The organism is Streptomyces sp. NPDC059785 (genome assembly GCF_042732375.1).
Lineage (GTDB): Bacteria > Actinomycetota > Actinomycetes > Streptomycetales > Streptomycetaceae > Streptomyces.
Map to the genome: position 1 here is coordinate 173,018 of NZ_JBHWHV010000011.1, position 19,346 is coordinate 192,363.

The 19,346-nt window shown below is 73.8% G+C and carries 13 protein-coding genes; 9 read left to right on the forward strand and 4 right to left on the reverse strand.

Annotated elements, in window-relative coordinates; translation table 11 throughout:
• Positions 1-156 precede the first annotated feature (156 nt).
• Positions 157-1,401 (reverse strand): FAD-binding protein, encoded by a 1,245-nt coding sequence (locus tag ACFV6E_RS11570; protein WP_385460773.1) that lies wholly within the window; start codon positions 1,399-1,401, stop codon positions 157-159.
• Positions 1,402-1,652: 251 nt separating this feature from the next.
• Here ACFV6E_RS11570 and ACFV6E_RS11575 point away from each other — a divergent pair, with 251 nt between their 5' ends.
• The 5 genes from ACFV6E_RS11575 to ACFV6E_RS11595 all read left to right on the forward strand — a co-directional run bounded on the left by ACFV6E_RS11575 (position 1,653) and on the right by ACFV6E_RS11595 (position 8,713).
• Positions 1,653-2,984, forward strand: coding sequence for a radical SAM protein (locus tag ACFV6E_RS11575; RefSeq protein ID WP_385160701.1), 1,332 nt, complete (start codon positions 1,653-1,655; stop codon positions 2,982-2,984).
• A 418-nt stretch (positions 2,985-3,402) separates the two neighbouring features.
• Positions 3,403-4,938, forward strand: coding sequence for a cellulose binding domain-containing protein (locus ACFV6E_RS11580; protein ID WP_385460776.1), 1,536 nt, complete (start codon positions 3,403-3,405; stop codon positions 4,936-4,938).
• 278 nt (positions 4,939-5,216) lie between these two features.
• Positions 5,217-6,326, forward strand: coding sequence for a ribosome small subunit-dependent GTPase A (gene rsgA, locus ACFV6E_RS11585; protein ID WP_385460779.1), 1,110 nt, complete (start codon positions 5,217-5,219; stop codon positions 6,324-6,326).
• 126 nt (positions 6,327-6,452) lie between these two features.
• Entirely contained in the window at positions 6,453-8,132 is a 1,680-nt protein-coding gene (locus ACFV6E_RS11590) for an AlkA N-terminal domain-containing protein (RefSeq protein ID WP_385460782.1), read from the forward strand.
• Positions 8,133-8,164: 32 nt separating this feature from the next.
• On the forward strand, positions 8,165-8,713 hold the full coding sequence (locus ACFV6E_RS11595; protein WP_385460785.1) for a methylated-DNA--[protein]-cysteine S-methyltransferase: 549 nt from the start codon (positions 8,165-8,167) through the stop codon (positions 8,711-8,713).
• A gap of 76 nt (positions 8,714-8,789) precedes the next feature.
• Here the strand turns inward: ACFV6E_RS11595 and ACFV6E_RS11600 are convergent, their stop codons facing one another.
• Positions 8,790-9,158 carry a PPOX class F420-dependent oxidoreductase gene (locus ACFV6E_RS11600; RefSeq protein WP_385172087.1) on the reverse strand — a complete coding sequence of 123 codons (369 nt, stop codon included), beginning with the start codon at positions 9,156-9,158 and terminating at the stop codon, positions 8,790-8,792.
• 236 nt (positions 9,159-9,394) lie between these two features.
• Between ACFV6E_RS11600 and ACFV6E_RS11605 the strand changes: the two genes are divergently transcribed.
• Positions 9,395-10,636 (forward strand): SGNH/GDSL hydrolase family protein, encoded by a 1,242-nt coding sequence (locus ACFV6E_RS11605; protein WP_385460788.1) that lies wholly within the window; start codon positions 9,395-9,397, stop codon positions 10,634-10,636.
• Here the strand turns inward: ACFV6E_RS11605 and ACFV6E_RS11610 are convergent.
• Positions 10,599-11,081: a DUF456 domain-containing protein gene (locus ACFV6E_RS11610; RefSeq protein ID WP_385172093.1), complete on the reverse strand. Its 483-nt coding sequence runs from the start codon at positions 11,079-11,081 to the stop codon at positions 10,599-10,601. The genes ACFV6E_RS11605 and ACFV6E_RS11610 overlap by 38 nt on opposite strands.
• A gap of 136 nt (positions 11,082-11,217) precedes the next feature.
• Positions 11,218-12,207, reverse strand: coding sequence for a helix-turn-helix domain-containing protein (locus ACFV6E_RS11615; protein WP_385172096.1), 990 nt, complete (start codon positions 12,205-12,207; stop codon positions 11,218-11,220).
• A 2,993-nt stretch (positions 12,208-15,200) separates the two neighbouring features.
• Between ACFV6E_RS11615 and ACFV6E_RS11620 the strand changes: the two genes are divergently transcribed.
• From ACFV6E_RS11620 to ACFV6E_RS11630, 3 genes are all read left to right on the forward strand, one after another.
• Positions 15,201-16,478, forward strand: coding sequence for a protein phosphatase 2C domain-containing protein (locus ACFV6E_RS11620; RefSeq protein ID WP_385460791.1), 1,278 nt, complete (start codon positions 15,201-15,203; stop codon positions 16,476-16,478).
• A gap of 80 nt (positions 16,479-16,558) precedes the next feature.
• Entirely contained in the window at positions 16,559-18,301 is a 1,743-nt protein-coding gene (locus tag ACFV6E_RS11625) for a pyruvate dehydrogenase (RefSeq protein ID WP_385172099.1), read from the forward strand.
• A 374-nt stretch (positions 18,302-18,675) separates the two neighbouring features.
• Entirely contained in the window at positions 18,676-19,161 is a 486-nt protein-coding gene (locus ACFV6E_RS11630) for an ATP-binding protein (protein WP_385172102.1), read from the forward strand.
• The last annotated feature ends 185 nt before the right edge of the window (positions 19,162-19,346 follow it).

Genomic DNA, 19,346 nt, shown 5'->3' on the forward strand with positions numbered 1-19,346 from the left:
CAACGCGGCCTTGACGCGGCGAGGCGACACGGCCTTGACGCGGCGACGCGACACGGCCTTGACGCGGCGCAAGGCTATGACGTGCCGGAGACTTCGACAAGGGGTTACGAAAGGGGTTGCGGAAAGTGCCGGACGGCCGCGGGAGCGAGGCGGGGCTCAGCCGCCCAGCACCTCCCCGACGAAGGCGTTGCGGAACGTGCCGGCCGGGTCCAGCTCGTCGGCCAGGGCGCGGAAGTCCGCCAGGCGCGGGAAGCGGGCGCGGACCACGGCCGGGTCCATGGTGAAGACCTTGCCCCAGTGCGGGCGCGGATCGAACGGGTCGAGCGCCTCCTCGACCCGCCGCACCACCGGCAGCACGGCCGCCGTGTCCGCGACCCAGGTGAAGTGCAGCGCGACCGAGTCCCGCCCGTACGCCGGGCTCAGCCACTGCGCGTCGGCGGCCACCGTGCGCACCTCGCAGATCTGGAGCACGGGCGCCACCGTCCCGCGTACCGCGTCCAGGGCGTGCAGCGCGGCCAGGGCGTGTTCGCGCGGCAGCAGGTACTCCGACTGGAGCTCGGCGCCGCTGCTCGGGGTGAACTCCGCGCGGAAGTGCGGCAGCCGCTCGTGCCAGGGCCCGGGCACCCCGAACTGCTCCGTGCAGTTCACCGCGGGCATCCCCGGCACCGGGTGCATGGCCCGGGTCGCGGGCGTACCCCAGGGGAAGCCGGGCAACGGCTGATCGGTCCGCCGCTTGAGCCACACGTGCCGGAAGCCGGGCTCCGCCCAGTCGGTGAACAGACTGACGCTGTACGCCGACGCCGCCACCGCCCCGAAGTCGAGCCCCGCCAGCGGCACTTCGGTGAGGACGTGCTGCGCGACCTCGTACGCCGGCTCCAGGTCCAGGGTGAGCGCGGTGACGACACCGAGCGCGCCAAGGGAGGTCACGGCGCCGTCGAAGCGCCCGTCCCCCCGGCCGATGGTCAGCGGCGAGCCGTCGGCCGTGATCAGCTCGACCTCGCGCACCACCGAGGCGAGCGAGCCGTTGGTGACGCCCGACCCGTGCGTGCCGGTCGCCACCGAACCGGCCACCGAGATGTGCGGCAGCGACGCCATGTTGGGCAGCGCGAGCCCCCGCTCGTGCACCCGGCGGGCGAGCTCCGCGTACCGGACGCCGCCCGCGACCCGCACCGTACGGGCCGCCGTGTCGACGTCCACGGCCGCGGGCAGCGCGGTCAGCGAAAGCAGCACGCCGTCGTCGCCCGGGTCGGCGATCGTGTTGAACGAGTGCCCGCTGCCCAGCACCCTGACCTTCCCGCTCGCGGCCACGAGCGCCGCCAGCGCGTCGAGCGAGTGCGGGCGGTGCAGCTCCTTGGCGGAGTAGGTGATGTTGCCCGCCCAGTTCGTCACGGTATCGGTCATGCCTGGCGTCCCTTTCCGGGATGTTCCGTCGCCGGTAGCCCGGCTCTGGCACCTGCGGGTGCTCACGACGCATCCCAGCCGAAGGCGGCCCGGTGATCAAGCCCCGGACACGGACCCCGCCCCGGGGCGAACGCCCGCGGTGTGACATACAGCGCGTTTCCCCTGTTCCGGGGGGACCCGGCACGTCGTCGCCGGAGGCGGGGGCATACCGTGAGCAGTCGAGCACGGACGCCGGGAGCGAGGAGAACGGGATGGGCAGCCGCACCGCGCTGGTCGAAGATCTGATGGAGCGGTTCCCGCACGTGCCGCGGGAAGCCGTCTTCAAGGAGGACCTGCTCAGGGGCGGGGTCGCCTTCGACAAGTCGGCCCTCACAGGCAACGAGGACGGCGACGTCAAGCCGAAGTCGTACTTCATCTTCTCCTTCGACCACGGCACCCTGCCCGAGCTGGGCGAGGCCGCGCTGCACCGCCCGCCCGAGGAGATCATCCTCACCGGCGGCCCGTACGACCTGCGCCGCACGGTCGTCTCCGTGCGCGTGAACCCGTCCTCCCCGTACCGCGTCGCCGCCGACGACGAGGGCGTGCTCGGGCTCTACCTCGACGGGAAGCGGATCTCCGACGTCGGCGTGCCGCCGATGCCCGAGTACTACCGCCACAAGCTCTCCAACGGGAAGTCGGTCATGGAGGTGGCCCCCACCATCCAGTGGGGCTACCTGATCTACCTGACCGTCTTCCGGGTCTGCCAGTACTTCGGCGCCAAGGAGGAGTGCCAGTACTGCGACATCAACCACAACTGGCGCCAGCACAAGGCGGCGGGCCGCCCGTACACCGGGGTCAAGGACGTCGAGGAGGTCCTCGAGGCCCTGGAGATCATCGACCGGTACGACACGGCGAAGGCGTCCACCGCCTACACCCTCACCGGCGGCGCCATCACCAAGACCGTCTCCGGGCGCGACGAGGCGGACTTCTACGGCCACTACGCCAAGGCCATCGAGGAGCGCTTCCCGGGCCGCTGGATCGGCAAGGTCGTCGCCCAGGCGCTGCCCAAGCCGGACGTCCAGCGCTTCAAGGACTACGGCGTGCAGATCTACCACCCCAACTTCGAGGTCTGGGACGAGTACCTGTTCAAGCTGTTCTGCCCCGGCAAGGAGCGCTACGTCGGCCGCGACGAGTGGCACAAGCGCATCCTCGACTCCGCCGACGTCTTCGGCGCGCGCAACGTGATCCCGAACTTCGTCGCGGGCGTCGAGATGGCCGAGCCCTTCGGCTTCAAGACGGTCGACGAGGCGATCGCGTCCACCACCGAAGGCCTGCGCTTCTTCATGTCGCACGGCATCACGCCCCGGTTCACCACCTGGTGCCCGGAGCCGACCACCCCGCTCGGCAAGGCCAACCCGCAGGGCGCGCCGCTGGAGTACCACATCCGCCTGCTCCAGGCGTACCGGCAGACCATGGAGGACTTCGGCCTGTCCTCCCCGCCCGGCTACGGCCCGCCCGGACCCGGCAACGCGGTCTTCTCGGTGAGCTCCTTCATGGACAGCCTTCCCGCGCAGGAACCGGCGACGGCACCCGCGGGCTCGTGATCCGGGGCGGGGCCGGCCGTCGCCGCTCCGCGGCGGGGCCGCCGTCTGGTGACCCGCGAAAAAAGGCCGCCGTGGACCGAGACGATCCGGCGTCCCGTGCGTACTACAGCCGGGACGCCTGAGACCGGACCCGAAGGTGCACGGCGGCCGGCCCGGCCGGCCGCCGTGGGCCTGCGCGGTGCGGTGTTCGCCCGGTCTCGCACGGACGGATGTCCGCGTGCCCGGCACGGCCGCCTCCCGGGGCGGCCGGGGTCCGGCGCGCCGGTACACCGCCACCCGCGGTAACCGGACAGGTACTAGCTGCTTGTCAGTGACGCGGGGAGCGTGAAAGGGTCGGTGCCCCGTCGGACACGACCGTCAACTCGCATGGCATATGCACGAGTTGGCGCACCTGACGCACCTGACGCAGGAGCCCCCCATGCCCGACCTGCCCACCCCCCAGGACGCCACCGAGGCAGCGCTGTTCTCGGAGTGCTGGGACGCGGTCCTCTCGTACGCCGACTTGTGCACCTCCGGCTCGGCCGCCGCGAACCGGCTGGCCACGGAGGCGTTCCGGCACGGCGTCGCCCAGGCGCGGGCCGCCGGGGACGGAGCCGGGGAGGGAGTCGGGGACGGGCCCGGGGCCGGTCACGGACACCGGGCGAAGAGCGGCCGGCGCAGGGCGCCGGGACTGCCCCGAATACCCCTGTTGCTGACCTCCGTCCGCACCACCGCCGCCGCCTGGGAGGCGCAGGGGCAGGGCCACCGACTCGATCCGGACCTCAGGCTGTGGCTCAATTCCGCGCAGGCCGCCCGCTACTCCGGGCCGCCGCCGGGCCGGCCGCTCGCCCTGCGGGGCCTCAAGGACCTCCAGGAGGCGGACGCCGACCTGCTCTGGCTGGCCGAGGCCGAGGCGCTGCCGCTGCCCGCGGTGGCCCGCCGACTGGGCCTCGACCCGGACTCCGCCGCCGGGGAACTCGCCCAGGTACGGGCCCTGTTCCGGGACCGCTGCCGGCGCGACCACCTCGACACCCCGATGGACGCGCACTGCCGCAGCTACGCGCGGCTCCTCGACGCGGTCACCCGCTCGCCCGGCACCGACGTGCCCGAGGACCTCTCCCGCCATCTGGCCGGCTGCGTGACCTGCGCGGAGGCCGCCGCCTGCCTGCGGCTGCACGGCGGCGGACTGCCCGCCGCGCTGGCCGGCGGCGTCATCGGCTGGGGCGGCCTCGCCTATCTGGAGCGCCGCCGCCGCGCCGCGGACGCGGGTCTGACCGGCGGGCGCGCGGACGTGGCCGAGGACACCGGCCTCACGGTGGGCGCCGCGGCCCGCCCCCGGATCGGCCGCACCGGCATCCTCACCGCGGCCCTCGGGGTGTCCGCGCTCGCCCTGGCCGTGTCGCTGATGCCGTTCGACGGCGGCACGAGCGGTGACTCCGTCAGCGGCCGGTCCCAGGCCCGGCAGCCGGTGACGGACCCGGCGCCGTCCCTCTCCGCGGCGGGCACCCTCCCGCCCGATCCGACCACGTCGCCCCGCCCGTCGGCCACCGCGACCGCCATCGAGGAGACCGGCAACGGCCCCGGCACCCAGGACGCGTCCTCGTCGCCCGCCCGGGTCACCCGCCCCCCGGCGGACCCCACCGCGAGCGCGGACCCACCGGCAAAGTGCCGGGCCGCCTACCGCCTCGACACCGAGTGGCCCGACGGCTTCCAGGCCACCGTCACCGTCACCACCGCCGAGGCCCTCGACACCTGGCAGCTCAGCTGGACCTTCGCCGACGGCCAGCGGGTGACCCAGATGTGGGACGCGACCTACATCCAGCGCGGCTCCCGCGTCACCGCCACCGCCGCCGACTACAACAAGTCCGTCGCCGCGGGCGGTTCCTTCAGCTTCGGCTTCCTCGGCTCCTGGGACGACGGCAACGCGGCACCGGCCGACATGATGCTGAACGGACGGCACTGCGGGACGGTTTAGGTGTCACGCGGCGGCTCACGCGGCGGCGACTTATTCGGTGGCGGGCGTGGCGGCGCTGTTCTACCTTGGTGCCCGTTCGCGGTGGCCGCAGGCCGCCGCCGGCCGAGTGCGAGAGCGGGAGGTGTGACCGATGGCTGTCACTGAGACGGGCGCTGCCCGCATCCGGAAGTTCATCAAGCACACCTCATCCGTGGCCACCGGCTGATCCCTCTCCCTTTCTTGTTGTTCGCATCTGTCCGAGCACAAGCCGCCGGGGCCACCCTTGTGAAGGGTTTCCCTTGCATCTCGCATCGCTTTCCCCGGTTTCGCCACACCCCCTCGCCCAGTACGGCTGGGACGAGGACTGGGAAGCCGAGTTCGCCGCCCACGCCGGGCAGGGCCTGCTGCCCGGCCGGGTCGTACGGGTCGACCGCGGCCAGTGCGACGTGGTCACCGCCGACGGGGCCGTGCGCGCGGACACCGCGTTCGTGACGCCGCACGACCCGCTGCGGGTCGTCTGCACCGGCGACTGGGCCGCCGTCGAACCGGCGGGCAACCCGCGCTACGTACGCACGTACCTGCCGCGCCGTACCGCCTTCGTGCGCTCCACCTCCTCCAAGCGTTCCGAGGGGCAGATCCTCGCGGCCAACGTGGACTACGCGGTGGTGGCCGTGTCGCTCGCCGTGGAACTCGACCTGGGCCGAGTCGAGCGCTTCCTCGCCCTGGCGTGGGAGTCCGGCGCCCAGCCGGTCGTCGTCCTGACCAAGGCCGACCTGGTGCCGGACGCCGCTACGCTCGCGCACCTCGTACAGGACGTGGAGACGACGGCGCCCGGCGTGCCGGTGCTGACCGTCAGCTCCCACGCCGACGACGGCCTCGACGTCCTCGCCGCCGTCCTCTCGGGCGGTACGTCGGTCCTGCTCGGCCAGTCCGGTGCCGGAAAGTCGACGCTCGCCAACGCACTGCTCGGAGAGGACGTCATGGACGTACGGGCCGCCCGGGACGTGGACGGCAAGGGCCGGCACACCACGACCACCCGCAACCTGCTGGTGCTGCCGGGCGGAGGTGTCCTCATCGACACGCCCGGTCTGCGCGGCGTCGGTCTGTGGGACGCCGAGAGCGGCGTCGGACAGGTCTTCGCCGAGATCGAGGAGCTGGCCGCGGGGTGCCGCTTCCACGACTGCGCGCACGTCGCGGAGCCCGGCTGCGCCGTCCTCGACGCCCTCGACTCCGGCACCCTCCCCGAACGCCGCCTCGACAGCTACCGCAAACTCCTCCGCGAGAACCAGCGCATCGTCGCCAAGACCGACGCCCGCCTGCGAGCGGAAATCCGCCGGGACTGGAAACGCAAGAACGCGGAGGGCCGCGCGGCGATGGAGGCGAAGAGGAGCGGACGGTACCCGCATTAGCCCGTCCGGCGTTTGAGGACGAGGCCGTCAGGCCGGAGCGGGGGTCTGGGGGCGGCAGCCCCCAGAGACAAGGGACGGGTAGGGGCGGAGGGGGCGAGAACTCCTCCGCCCGGCCCGGCGAACGCCATGTCCGATTCCCGCCAGAACCCCGCGGTCGGCTACCGCACACTTGAGGACGTGACCGACGAAGACACCAGGTACGAGGCGGTACGCAGCCGCGACGCCCGCTTCGACGGAGAGTTCTTCTTCGCCGTCGAGACAACCGGCATCTACTGCCGCCCGAGCTGCCCCGCAGTAACGCCGAAACGCCGCAACGTACGGTTCTACCCGACCGCGGCCGCCGCCCAGGGCTCCGGTTTCCGGGCCTGCCGCCGCTGCCGCCCGGACGCCGTTCCCGGCTCTGCGGCGTGGAACGTCCGCGCCGACGTCGTGGGCCGGGCCATGCGCATGATCGGCGACGGCGTCGTGGACCGCGAGGGCGTCGCGGGCCTGGCCGACCGCCTCGGCTACAGCACGCGCCAGGTGCAGCGGCAGCTCACCGCCGAGGTCGGCGCGGGCCCCGTCGCGCTGGCCAGGGCCCAGCGCGCGCACACGGCGCGCGTCCTGCTCCAGACCACCGCGCTGCCGGTGACGGACATCGCGTTCGCGGCCGGTTTCGCGAGCGTGCGCCAGTTCAACGACACGATCCGCTCGGTGTACGCGACCACACCGAGCGGCTTGCGCGCCGCGGCACCCCGCGCCGTCGCCTCCCGCGCCGTCGCCTCCCGGAGCGCCGCGAACGCCCGCCGCCCACCCGCCCAGGACACCGACCCCGCCCCGACCACCCCTGCCGCCCGGGACACCGACTCCACCCAGACCACCCAGACAACCCTCTCCACTCCCGCCACCCCCTCCACCCCAGCTGTCCGCCTCGCCCCCTCCCCGGAGATCCCCCTGCGCCTCGCCCACCGAGGCCCGTACCAGGCCGCCGCTGTCTTCGATCTCCTCGCCCGCGAGGCGGTCACCGGCGTCGAGGAGGTCACCGGCCCCCGCGGCCGCCGCACCTACCGACGCACCCTCCGCCTCCCGTACGGCACGGCCATCGCCGCCGTGGACGAACGTCCGGGCGGCGGACGGCGGCACGCCGGCGGCTGGCTGGACGCCCGGGTCCACCTCACCGACCCCCGCGACCTCACCACCGCCGTGCAGCGGCTGCGGCTGCTGTTCGACCTCGACGCCGACCCGTACGCGGTCGACGACCGGCTGGGCGCCGATCCGCGGCTGGCCCCGCTGGTCGCGGCCCGGCCGGGCCTGCGGTCGCCGGGCGCCGCCGACCCGGAGGAACTGGCGGTGCGCGCGCTGGCGGGCCGGACGGAGACCGAACGCCTCGTACGCCGGTACGGCACCGCCCTGGACACCCCCCGCGGCACCCTCACGCACCTCTTCCCCGACGCCGCCACCCTGGCCCGCGCGGAACTCGGCGGTCCGCTCGGCGCACTGGCCGCCGCCCTCGCCGACGGCACCCTGCGGCTCGACGCGGGCGCCGACCGGGAGGCCGCGGAACGGGCGCTGTACGCACTGCCCGGCGTCGACGCCCGTACCGTCGCGGTGGTGCGCGGCCGGGCGCTCGGCGACCCCGACGCGGCGCCCCCGGACGCCGGCGCCCCCGAAAGCTGGCGCCCCTGGCGCGCGTACGCCCTGCACCACCTGCAAGCCGCGCAAGACGAGCAAGCAACACGAGCCGCGCAAGACGAGCAAGCAACACGAGCCGCGCAAGACGAGCGCGTCCCACAAGCCGCAAGCGAGCCGGAACCGGAGACCCCCTGACCATGACCAGTCACACCAGGACCAGTCCCACCATGACCACTTCCACCATGACCAGTCACACGCGGACCGGCGGCACGCACCGCGACACCCACTGCACAACCCTCCCCAGCCCGCTCGGCCCGCTGCTGCTGACCGCCGACGGCTCGGGCGCGCTGACCTCCGTCTCCGTACCGGGGCAGAAGGGCGGCCGGGTCCGGCTTCCGGAGTGGCGGGAGACGCCGAGCCTGTTCCGCGCGGCCGGGGAGCAGCTCGCCGCCTACTTCGCGGGCGAACTCAAGGAATTCGACCTGGAGTCGCGCACGTACGGGACGGAGTTCCGGGAGCGGGTCTGGGCCGCCCTGGACTCCGTGCCGTACGGCGGGACCACGACGTACGGTGCCATCGCCGCGCGTATCGGCGCGCCGCGGGCCGCCGTCCGCGCCATCGGCGGTGCGATCGGCGCCAACCCGCTGCTGATCGTCCGCCCCTGCCACCGGGTGATCGGCGCGGACGGCTCCCTGACCGGTTACGCGGGCGGTCTCGACCGCAAGGAGCGGCTGCTCACCATCGAGGGCGTCCTGACCGGGACGCCGACGCCCTGACCCCGGAGGTGACGGCGCGCCGGTCCCTGAGGTGACGGCGCGCCGGTCCCGGTGGTGGTGGGCGCGGCGGTCCCGGTCAGTCCTCCAGGCCCCAGCTGTGCACCCGCCGCGGGTGGATGCGGATCAGCTCCTCGCTGAAGCTGGGGCCCAAGTCGTGCGGTCCGACGAGCAGTTCGGCCTCGCCGCGGATGTCGACGCCGCGCACCTTCCAGGGTCTGACGCTGACGATGTCGTCGACGACGAGCGCGACCTTCGGGTTCTGCCGGAGGTTGCGCCACTTCTTGGTCGTGCCCATGGAGTAGCCGCCGATCAGGATCGTCCCGTCGTCCTGTGGGAAGAAACCGACCGGGTTCGCCTGCGGCTGTCCGTGGGCGTCGACGGTGGCCAGCCGGCCCAGCCGCTGCGACGAGAGGTAGGCGCGTTCGGCCTCGCTGAATGCGGTCATGGCAGCAGCCAAACACTCCACGGCGCCCCGCGCATCGAACTCCGGGCCGAGGACGCATCGGGATCCGGGCCGAGGACGCAACGGATTCCGGGGCCGAGGACGCAACGGATTCCGGGGCCGAGGACGCTCAGGACCTTGGTCCGGGTCCGCCCGTACCGCGACTGTGAGTGATCGGCATGCGCCCAGCGGTGTGACGGTGCGTTGCGGGCGCCCGGCCGCCGGGAACCCATGCCCGCATGACCCGCGCGATCAAGGTCCGGCACCTCCTGGCAGCCCTGGTGGCGGCCACGGCGCTGGCCCCTCCGACCGTACGAGCCGACGCCGTCCCCGCCGCCGACTGGACCGGCACCTGGGAGGCCGCCCCGACGGGGACGACCCGTGCGCTGCCCGGTGACACCGTCCGCAACGTGGTGCACACGAGCATCGGCGGCAGCGTGCTCAGGGTCCGCGTCACCAACCGGTTCGGCAGCGCCCCGCTGCGGCTCGGCTCCGTCACCGTGGCGCTCCAGCGGCGCGGCAGGCCGGGGAGCCCGCGCGCCGTTCCGGGCACCGTGCGCCACGCCCGTTTCGGCGGCGCGCCGTCCGCGACGGTGCCGACGGGCCGGGACGCGTACACCGATCCCGTACGGCTGCGGGTGCCGGCCGGGGCGAACCTGCTGGTCTCGCTGCACACGCCGGACGACTCGGGCCCGGCGACGTACCACCGCTCGGCCCTCCGGAAGAACTTCGTCGCGCGCGGCGGCGACCACACCGGCGACGAGGGCGGAGGCGCGTTCCGCACCACCGTGCGCAGCTCGTACTACGTGACCGGGATCGACGTGCTCGACGCGCGCGCCGCGGGCAGCGTGGCCACCCTCGGCGACTCCATCACGGACGGGATCGGCTCGTCCCCCGGCACCGACCACCGCTGGCCCGACCGGCTCGCCGAGCGGCTGCGCGCGCTGCCGCCCCGCCGCCGGCTCGGCGTCCTGAACGCCGGGATCTCCGGGAACCACGTGCTGCGCGAGAACGTCGGGCCCAGCGCCCTGGACCGGCTCGAGGACGACGTGCTGTCCCGCGCCGGGGTGCGCGCGCTGATCGTCCTCGAAGGGGTCAACGACATCAAGGACCGGCCCGGGGCCGCCCATCCCGCCGCGCTGGAGGCCGCCTACCGGAACATCGTCGTCCGCGCCCACGCCCGCGGCGTCCGTGTCATCGGGGCCACGATCACCCCGTACCGCGGCCACCGGAGCTGGACCGAGGCCGGGGAGGCCGTGCGCACCGCGGTCAACGCCGTGATCCGGGACGGCGGTCTCTTCGACGCGGTCGCCGACTTCGACGCCGTCGTCCGCGACCACGCCCAGCCGCAGCGGATCAGGTCCGACTACGACCCGGGCGACCACCTGCACTTCAACGACACCGGGATGCGGGAGCTGGCCCGCGCGGTCGACCTGGCCGCGCTCACCCCCAGAGGACCGCGCCCAGCCAGGCACCCATGACCAGCAGGCAGGCGAACAGCTCGGTCAGTACGCTCCAGCCGCCCGCGCGCAGCGCCGTGCGCACGGCCGTCATGGTCTCCCCGTGCCGGCCGAGGCGCAGCCGCTCGCAGAGGTAGATCCCGCCGAGGAAACCGGGCAGCGCGCCGAACACCGGCAGCGCGAAGAAGCCGAGCAGGGCGCCGGCCCCGGCGAACACCCCCATGCGGGGTGTGGCGCCGCCGGCGCGCAGCCGCCGCGGGGGCAGGGCCCAGCGGACCGCCAGGGCTAGCAGCAGAAGTACGGTCGCGCCCACGAGGACGGCCCAGGCGAGCGCCCGCCGGTCCGCCAGGGCCCACCACAGGACCGCCGCCCATACGAGCCACGAGCCGGGCAGTCCGGGCACGAGTACGCCGGCCAGGCCCAGCAGAATCACCACGCCGACCAGCAGGAGTTCCCATGCTCCCATCTGTCCAGCCTGCCGGATCCGGGGTCGGGACGCAGGTCAGGCGAGGACTGGGGCGAGGACTGGGGCGAGGACCGGGCGGGGCCCGGGGTGGGGCTCGGGGTGGGGCCCGGGGTGAGGGTGGGAGCGGTGTGGTGGCTCAGTCGGTGTGCTCCCGGGCCACCCAGCCGCGTTCGTAGGCGTGCCAGCCCAGTTGCAGCCGGGTCGTCACGCCCGTCAGTTCCATCAGCCTTTTCACCCGGCGCTGTACGGTGCGCAACCCCAGGTCGAGCTGTTTGGCCACGCTCGCGTCGGTCAGCCCGGCCAGCAGCAGCGACAGCACCTCCAGATCGGTGCCGTCCGGGGCGTCCGGCCGCTGCTCGGTCACGCCCCGGCTGCCGAGCCGCAGCGGCAGCGCGTCCCGCCACACCGACTCGAAGAGGCCCGACAGCAGCTCGAGGAGGCCGCTGGCGTGCACGACGAGTGCGGCGGGCTCGGCGGTGTGCGAGGTGAGCGGCACCATCGCGAGCGCCCCGTCGGCGATCACCAGCTTGGTCGGCACCCGGTCCACGACCCGTACCTGTTCGTCGCGGCCGAGGGCGGCGGAGAGCTCCGTGATCCCGGAGGGCTGATGGAGAACCGCGCGCTCGACCACGACCCGGTAGACGACGCCGCGGCCCGCGGCCTGTTCCTCGGCGTCGTTGTCGGTACCGGCGACCACGACCGGGTCGCCGGTGACCAGCGCGCACACCTCGTCGCTCGCGCCGAGCTGGAGTTGCAGGAACCGCTGGGCGACCGCCGCCGCGCCGATCACCACCTCGACCAGGTCGTGCACGGCGGGCTCGGCGGCCTGCGCGCGGTACTCCTCGGCGAGCAGCGCGGCGGCCAGTGCCGCCTTCTCCAGCTCGTGGCGCTGCTGGGTGAGCAGGGCGCCGAGCGCGACGCCGGGCGGTGCCGCGACCCACCGGCCCGGCCGGGCGGAGGACTGGGCCGCGAGGCCGTGCCGTTCCAGCCGGCGCAGGGCGCGTTCCGTGTCGTGTTCGCCGAGCGTGAGCCGCCGGGCGAGGTCGGGCACGTCGGCGGCGCCCACGGACACCAGTGCCCGGTACGCCGACTCGTGCGTCTCGTCCAGACCTATCGCTCCCAGCATGCGGCGACGTCCCTCCCAGGATCCGGTGGCGGGTCCCCTCGGCCGTGGCGGAAACCGGCCACGGCGTATACCCGCCTCGGAACATCATCGCCGCACGGGCCGTCTCTCTGCCAAGGTGACTGGCAGCGCGCAATGACCACCGTCAGTAAGGCCCTGGTCAAGGGTGTTCGGTTTGCGTGGTGGCCGTGCGCGGGGTGCGCCGGTCGGTCAGAACGTGATCCCGGGTCCGCGCCGTGCCGTGCACGGGGCCCCGGTCACTCCGGCGCCGCCGGGCGGTTCTCCCGTGGGGGGTGGGGCCGCCCGGCGGTTCTCGCGACGGCGCGCAACGGTTCGGGTGAGCCGGCGTCGGCCGGCATGGGCTGGCGTCATCTCGCATTGGCTCGTATTGGTGTTCGACGCGCCGGGTGAAATGCCGTTCGGGGGCGGGGGTCCTGGTCGGATTTTCCGGATGCCCCGTTTTCTTCCGGCTCCCGCGGTGGACAATTACCGGCATGAGTCAGCAGGGGGAGAGGCCCACCGGGAACGGTCAAGAGGACGACTGGTGGGGCCAGTTGTACGACGACGCCGCCGGGGACACGGGGCCTGCGGCCGCGGCTGATTCCCTCGACGACCGCTTCACTTCGGCCGCGAACACGGTCCGCCGGGCACCGGCTGCCGGGACCTCTTTCGACGCCCTGGTCGACGGGATCCCGGCCGACGGGAGCCTGGCGGACGGGTCCGTGGCTGATGAGATTCCGGTCGACGGGACCTGGGCCGACGGGGTCCCGGCTGACGGGAGTCCGGCGGACGGGACCGTGGCCGACGAGATTTCGACCGACTGGGATGCGGCGCCTCGTTGGGACGGGCAGCCTTGGCGGGATGCGTCGCCTCGGCGGGATGCGCGGCCCGGACCGGAGATGCGGCCCGGAAGGGACGCGCAGTTCGGACCGGACGTGCGGCCTGGACCGGACGTGCCGACCCGTCGGGGTGTGACGTCCCGCCGGGATGTGCAAACCGGCCGGGATGCGCAGCCCCGTCGGGACGCGTCGCCTCGGGGCGGGGCGTCTGATCGGCGGGATGGACCGCTGCAACGGGAGGCGTCGCTCCGGCGGGATGTGCCGCTTCAGCGCGATGCGTCGCCTCGACGGGATGCGCGGATCCAGCGGGATGCGCGGCCTCGGAGCGATGTGCCGCCTGGGCGGGACGGGGCGCCCGGGCGTGATGTGCCGCCTGGGCGCGAGGCGGGGTCCGACGCGTCGGGGGCGTCGGCCGTGCAGGGGCCACCGGCCGTACCGGGTTCGCCTGCCACACCGGGATCGTCCGCCGTACCGGGGGCGCCTTCTCTGCCGGAGGCAACCGCCGTACCGGAGCCACCCGCCGTACCAGAGCCACCCGCCGTACCGGAGCCACCGGTCGTACCGGGGCCGTCCGCTGTGCCGGGGGCACCGGCCGTACCCGGGCCGTCCGCTGTGTCCGGGCCGTCCGCCGGGCCGGAGCAGCGTGGACCGGCCCAGGGGACCGGACCGGCCCAGGGGACCGGACCGGCCCACCGTTCCGGGTGGGCGCGGCCTGATGGGACGGCGAACCCGGCAGGGCCCCCGGCCGACGTGCCGCCGCCCGGGCCCGGGGCCGGGCCCGCCGCGGGACGGCACCGGGGCGGGAGCGCTGAGCCCTCGCCGGGAGCGGACTGGTACGCGGGCCCGGACGGGGCTTCCACCCGGGACACCGCCCGACATCGGGGCGACGCGGCGCAACCCGGCGCGGAACGGCCGTCCTCCGACCGGGCGGCGGCCCCGCCGCCGGGACAGCCCCCATTCGGCCCGCCCGCGCCCTGGGGACCCCAGCCCTCCGAACCGCAGGGTCCGGCGGTCTACCCTCCCGGCCCGACGCCGCCCGGTTCCCCCCGGCAGAGCAACAGCGGTACGCCCCGACGCGCCCCGGGTGAACCGTTCACCCGCGGGGACGCGGAGCCGCGAAGCGGCAGGCGCTGGCCGAACGACGTGACAACACCGGGCGGAGCGGGGTGGCCGAGCGACACGGACAGGCCGGAGGCCGCAGACCGCTCCCGGGATGGTGAAACGCCTGAGGACGGCGGGAAGCGGCCGAGCGACGAGGAGGCCTCGGGGGGCGGGCAGAGGTCCAGCGACGAGGAGGTCCCCGGCGGCGGGCAGTGGCCCAGTGACGAGGAGGCGCTTGGTGGCAGGAAGTGGCCGAGCGATACGGAGGCTCCGGGCGGCGGCCGGTGGTCGGGCGACCGGGAAACACCGGAGGGTGGGGACTGGCCGAGCGACGAGGAGGCGCCTGGCGGCGGGCAGTGGCCGAGCGACACGGAGACGCCGGAAGGTGGGGACTGGCCTCGGGGCGGAAAAACGCCCGAGGGCGGGAAGTGGCCCAGCGACGAGGAGGTCCCCGGCGGCGGGAAGTGGCCCAGTGACGAGGAGGCGCCTGACGGCGGCAAGTGGCCGAGCGACACGGAGACGCCCGGCGGTGCGGGTTGGCCGAGTGACACGGAGACGCCGGAGGGCGGGGACTGGCCCCGGGGCGGAAAGACGCCCGGGGGTGAGAAGTGGCCCAGCGACGAGGAAGCTCCCGGTGGCGGAGGCTGGCCCAGTGACGAGGAGGCGCCCGGCGGCCGGAAGTGGCCCAGCGACACAGAGACGCCCGGCGGCGGCCGGTGGTCGAGCGACGGGGAAGCGCCGGACGGTGGGGACTGGCCCAGTGACGAGGAAGCTCCCGGTGGTGGAGGCTGGCCCAGTGACGAGGAGGCGCCCGGCGGCCGGAAGTGGCCCAGCGACACAGAGGCGCCCGGCGGCGAGCGGTGGCCGAGCGACCAGCGCACGCCAGAGGGCACGGACTGGCCGAGCGACCAACGCACGCCAGAGGGCACGGACTGGCCCAGTGACACCGAGGCGCCGGACCGCACGGACTGGCCCAGTGACACCGAGACGCCCGACGGCAAGGACTGGCCGAGCGATGAGGAGGCCCCCGGCGGCGGCAAGTGGCCCAGCGATTCCGTGCCCCCCGCTGTCCCCAACCCCCGCTCCTCCGACCCACGCCCCGCTGAACCCTGCCCCTCCGACCCGCACCCCAGCAACGCCCCGTCCTCCAACCCTCCTCCCCTCAATTCCTCTCCCTCCGACCCGCACCCCACCAACTCCCCGTCCTCCAACCCTCCTCCCTCCGACTCCCCTTCCTCCGGCCCCACCCCCACCCCGGAACGCCACCCGGGTCCCACCCCGGGACGCAAGCCGGACCACGGGCCGAACCACGAGTCGGACCGCCGGCCCGCCCTCGCCCCCAAGCCCCGCCGGTCCACCCCCCGTACCCCCGAAGTCGGATACGTAGGTTCCGGGCCGCCCACCTACGACGCCGAACCCACCGTGTTGCCCGTTGCCGATCCCGATGAGTTGGACGGTCTGGTCGCGGACACCGTGCTGGACGGGGCGCGGTACGGGGCGTGCACGCTGCGCGCCGTGTCCGTGCGCGGGGACTCCGCCCGGTACCGGGGCGAGCCGCGCCGCGACTCCCTGCTCACCGCCCGTTTCGGGACCGGCGAGCAGGCGCTGCTCCTCGTGGCCATGGCCACCGGCGCCCGCGCCACCCCCGGCGCGCACCGCGCCGCCGCCGAGGCGTGCCGCTGGATCGGCCGCGCCGTCGGCCGCAGCCACGCCCGGCTGGCCGAGGACATCCGGGCCGGCCGGCGCGGCGAGCTGAAGTCGGGCCTGCACCGCCTCACCGACCGCAGCCTGGGCAAGCTCCGCGCCAGCGCCGCCGAGCAGGGCATCGAGCCGGAGGAGTACGCGGCCGGGCTGCGGTGCCTGTTGCTGCCCGCCGACCCGGAGTGCCGTACCCGGGTGTTCTTCGGCATCGGCGCCGGCGGCCTCTTCCGGCTGCGGGACGGCGAGTGGCAGGACATCGAGCCGCGGGTCGCGGACGTCACCGGCGAGGCCGTGGTCGGCTTCGGCTCGCTGCCCCACGAGACCCCGGAGGGCGACCGGCTCACCATGGACCTGGGGATAGCGACGCCCCCGAGCCCGTACGAACCGGCCCCCGAACCGCCCCGCGCCCCCTTCCGTTTCCGGGCCTCCGTCGCCCGGCCGGGCGACACGCTCCTGCTGTGCACCGAGGGCCTCGCGGAGCCGCTGCGCGGGGAACCCGAACTGGCGGAGTACCTGACGGAGCGCTGGTCGACGGGCGGCCCCCCAGGGCTGACCGGCTTCCTCGCGGACAGCCAGACGCGGGTGAAGGGCTACGCCGACGACCGCACGGCGGCGGCCGTCTGGGAGACGTGACAGGCGTAACGCCCGCTCCTGTGAATTCATGGACCCGAGAGGATCCGCGGAGCACCGGAGACCGAAGGGCACGTGAAGTCATGGCCAAGCAGAACGTCGCCGAGCAGTTCGTCGACATCCTCACCCGCGCCGGTGTCAAACGGCTGTACGGGATCGTCGGGGACAGCCTCAACCCTGTCGTGGACGCCGTCCGGCGCAACCCGGCCATCGACTGGATCCACGTACGGCACGAGGAGACCGCGGCGTTCGCCGCGGGTGCGGAGGCGCAGGTCAGTGGCGCGCTGACGGCCTGTGCCGGGTCCTCGGGCCCCGGCAACCTGCACCTCGTGAACGGGCTCTACGACGCTCACCGCTCCATGGCCCCGGTCCTCGCCATCGCCTCGCACATCCCCTCCACCGAGATCGGCCTCGGCTACTTCCAGGAGACCCACCCCGACCAGCTCTTCAAGGAGTGCAGCCACTACAGCGAGCTGATGTCCAGCCCGCAGCAGATGCCCCGGATGCTGCACACGGCGATCCAGCACGCCGTGGGGCAGAGCGGGGTGAGCGTGGTCGCACTGCCCGGCGACGTCGCCGGGCGGCCCGCGCCGGAGAAACCGTCCGAGTCCGCGCTCGTCACCTCCCGGCCCACCGTCCGGCCCGGCGACGCCGAGATCGACAGGCTCGTCGCCATGATCGACGCCGCCGACAAGGTCACCCTGTTCTGCGGCGCGGGCACGGCGGGCGCGCACGCCGAGGTGATGGAGTTCGCCGGGAGGATCAAGTCCCCGGTGGGGCACGCGCTGCGCGGCAAGGAATGGATTCAGTACGACAACCGATTCGACGTCGGGATGAGCGGGCTGCTCGGCTACGGCGCCGCCTACGAGGCCACCCACGAGTGCGACCTGCTGGTCCTGCTCGGTACCGACTTCCCGTACAACGCCTTCCTGCCGGACGACGTGAAGATCGTCCAGGTCGACATCCGGCCGGAGGTCATCGGCCGCCGCTCCCGGCTCGACCTGGCCGTGTGGGGCGATGTGCGCGAGACGCTGCGGTGTCTGACGCCCCGGGTGCGGGAGAAGGGCAACAGGCGGTTCCTCGACCGGATGCTCAAGAAACACGCCGACGCTCTCGAGGGCGTGGTCAAGGCGTACACGAAGAAGGTCGACAAGCACGTACCCATCCATCCCGAGTACGTCGCCTCCGTCCTCGACGAACTCGCCGACGACGACGCTGTCTTCACCGTCGACACCGGTATGTGCAACGTGTGGGCCGCGCGCTACATCTCGCCCAACGGGCGGCGCCGGGTCATCGGCTCCTTCTCGCACGGCTCGATGGCTAACGCGCTGCCGATGGCGATCGGCGCGCAGTTCACCGACCGGAAGCGGCAGGTCGTCTCGATGTCCGGCGACGGCGGCTTCGCCATGCTGATGGGCGACTTCCTCACGCTGGTCCAGTACGACCTGCCGGTGAAGGTGATCCTCTTCAACAACTCCTCGCTGAGCATGGTGGAACTGGAGATGCTGGTCGCCGGGATGCCCTCGCACGGCACCGGCAACCACAACCCCGACTTCGCCGCCGTGGCCCGGGCCTGCGGCGCCCACGGCGTCCGGGTCGAAAAACCCAAGGAACTCGCCGGGGCCCTGAAGGACGCCTTCAGGCACAAGGGCCCCGCCCTCGTCGACATCGTCACCGACCCGAACGCCCTCTCCATCCCGCCGAAGATCAGCGCCGAGATGGTGACCGGCTTCGCGCTGTCCGCCTCGAAAATGGTCCTCGACGGCGGCGTCGGCCGCATGGTGCAGATGGCCCGCTCCAATCTGCGCAACGTGCCCCGCCCGTAGGGGGCGTCTCGCGCCGGACTGGCCGCCGTCTCCGGCAGCAGGCGCATCCGTTCTCCGTCTTTCGCGGGCGCGTCCGCGGCCGGATGACGGGGCCGCGGACGGATTCCCTTCAGCGGGACGCCGGAGGCGGCGTACGGCGGACCCTCCTGCCCGGGGACCCGGTCCCCCCTGTCCGGGGGCCCGGTCCGGCGGCTCCTGCGGCCCGTACGACGGTGTGCGAGGGGTCGCTTCCCCGGCGCGCCGTCGGACGTCCGCCGCGTCATGACGAGTCGTTGAGGTTTCACTATGACTGTCACGTTCAGTAGGCGGGCATGGATCCCCGTGAAGGTGTTCGAGCAGGAGGGGTATCCGGCATCGGCGTGCGGGCGGGGGTCATGAAAAGTCATGCACGTGGGGGTGGTCCCGTGACCATCGGGACGGCCTCGACGAAGTCAGTGGAAGAAGTGAACGACGGTACGGCGGAGCCACCGGTCGCGGCCCGGCTCCGGCGCAGACTGGGACGGGGAAACCTGCAAGCGGTGCCCGAGTCGCGCAAAGCGCTCAGAGAGCTGCTGCGGCGCTGGGGGCGCCCCGGACGATCGGAGATTGCCGAGCTGCTGACCAGTGAGCTCGTCACCAACGCACTGATACACACCGACCGGGACGCGGTACTGACCGCGACCGTGTCACCGCTCGGCGGACTCCGCGTGGAGGTAAGGGACTTCGTGGGACGCAGGCCGAGGCTGCGGGTACCGGACGCCGACGACGGTACGCACGGCCGCGGACTGGTCCTGGTGCAGTCCCTCGCGGACGCGTGGGGCGTACGGCCGCACGCCGTGGGCAAGTCGGTGTGGTTCGAACTGGACGGAGGCACGGCGTAATCCGCCCGCGCGGAGGCACGGTTTGATCCGCCCGCGCGGAGGCACGGCGTGATCCGTCCGCGCGGAGGCACGGTTTGATCCGTCCGCGCGGAGGCACGGCGTGATCCGTCCGGTCCCGGCCGGGCGGTAGTCGCACGGCGGACAACGGCATACAACTGGGCGGGGGCGCGGCACGTTCTCCGTGC

Bases quoted from the DNA above. Each gene is read 5' to 3' on its own strand.
- ACFV6E_RS11570 (WP_385460773.1), bottom strand. From the start codon at position 1,401: ATGACCGATACCGTGACGAACTGGGCGGGCAACATCACCTACTCCGCC.
- ACFV6E_RS11590 (WP_385460782.1), top strand. From the start codon at position 6,453: ATGTCCGATTCCCGCCAGAACCCCGCGGTCGGCTACCGCACACTTGAG.
- ACFV6E_RS11615 (WP_385172096.1), bottom strand. From the start codon at position 12,207: ATGCTGGGAGCGATAGGTCTGGACGAGACGCACGAGTCGGCGTACCGG.
- ACFV6E_RS11595 (WP_385460785.1), top strand. From the start codon at position 8,165: ATGACCACTTCCACCATGACCAGTCACACGCGGACCGGCGGCACGCAC.
- ACFV6E_RS11575 (WP_385160701.1), top strand. From the start codon at position 1,653: ATGGGCAGCCGCACCGCGCTGGTCGAAGATCTGATGGAGCGGTTCCCG.
- ACFV6E_RS11600 (WP_385172087.1), bottom strand. From the start codon at position 9,158: ATGACCGCATTCAGCGAGGCCGAACGCGCCTACCTCTCGTCGCAGCGG.
- ACFV6E_RS11580 (WP_385460776.1), top strand. From the start codon at position 3,403: ATGCCCGACCTGCCCACCCCCCAGGACGCCACCGAGGCAGCGCTGTTC.
- ACFV6E_RS11630 (WP_385172102.1), top strand. From the start codon at position 18,676: ATGAAAAGTCATGCACGTGGGGGTGGTCCCGTGACCATCGGGACGGCC.
- ACFV6E_RS11625 (WP_385172099.1), top strand. From the start codon at position 16,559: ATGGCCAAGCAGAACGTCGCCGAGCAGTTCGTCGACATCCTCACCCGC.
- ACFV6E_RS11610 (WP_385172093.1), bottom strand. From the start codon at position 11,081: ATGGGAGCATGGGAACTCCTGCTGGTCGGCGTGGTGATTCTGCTGGGC.
- ACFV6E_RS11605 (WP_385460788.1), top strand. From the start codon at position 9,395: ATGACCCGCGCGATCAAGGTCCGGCACCTCCTGGCAGCCCTGGTGGCG.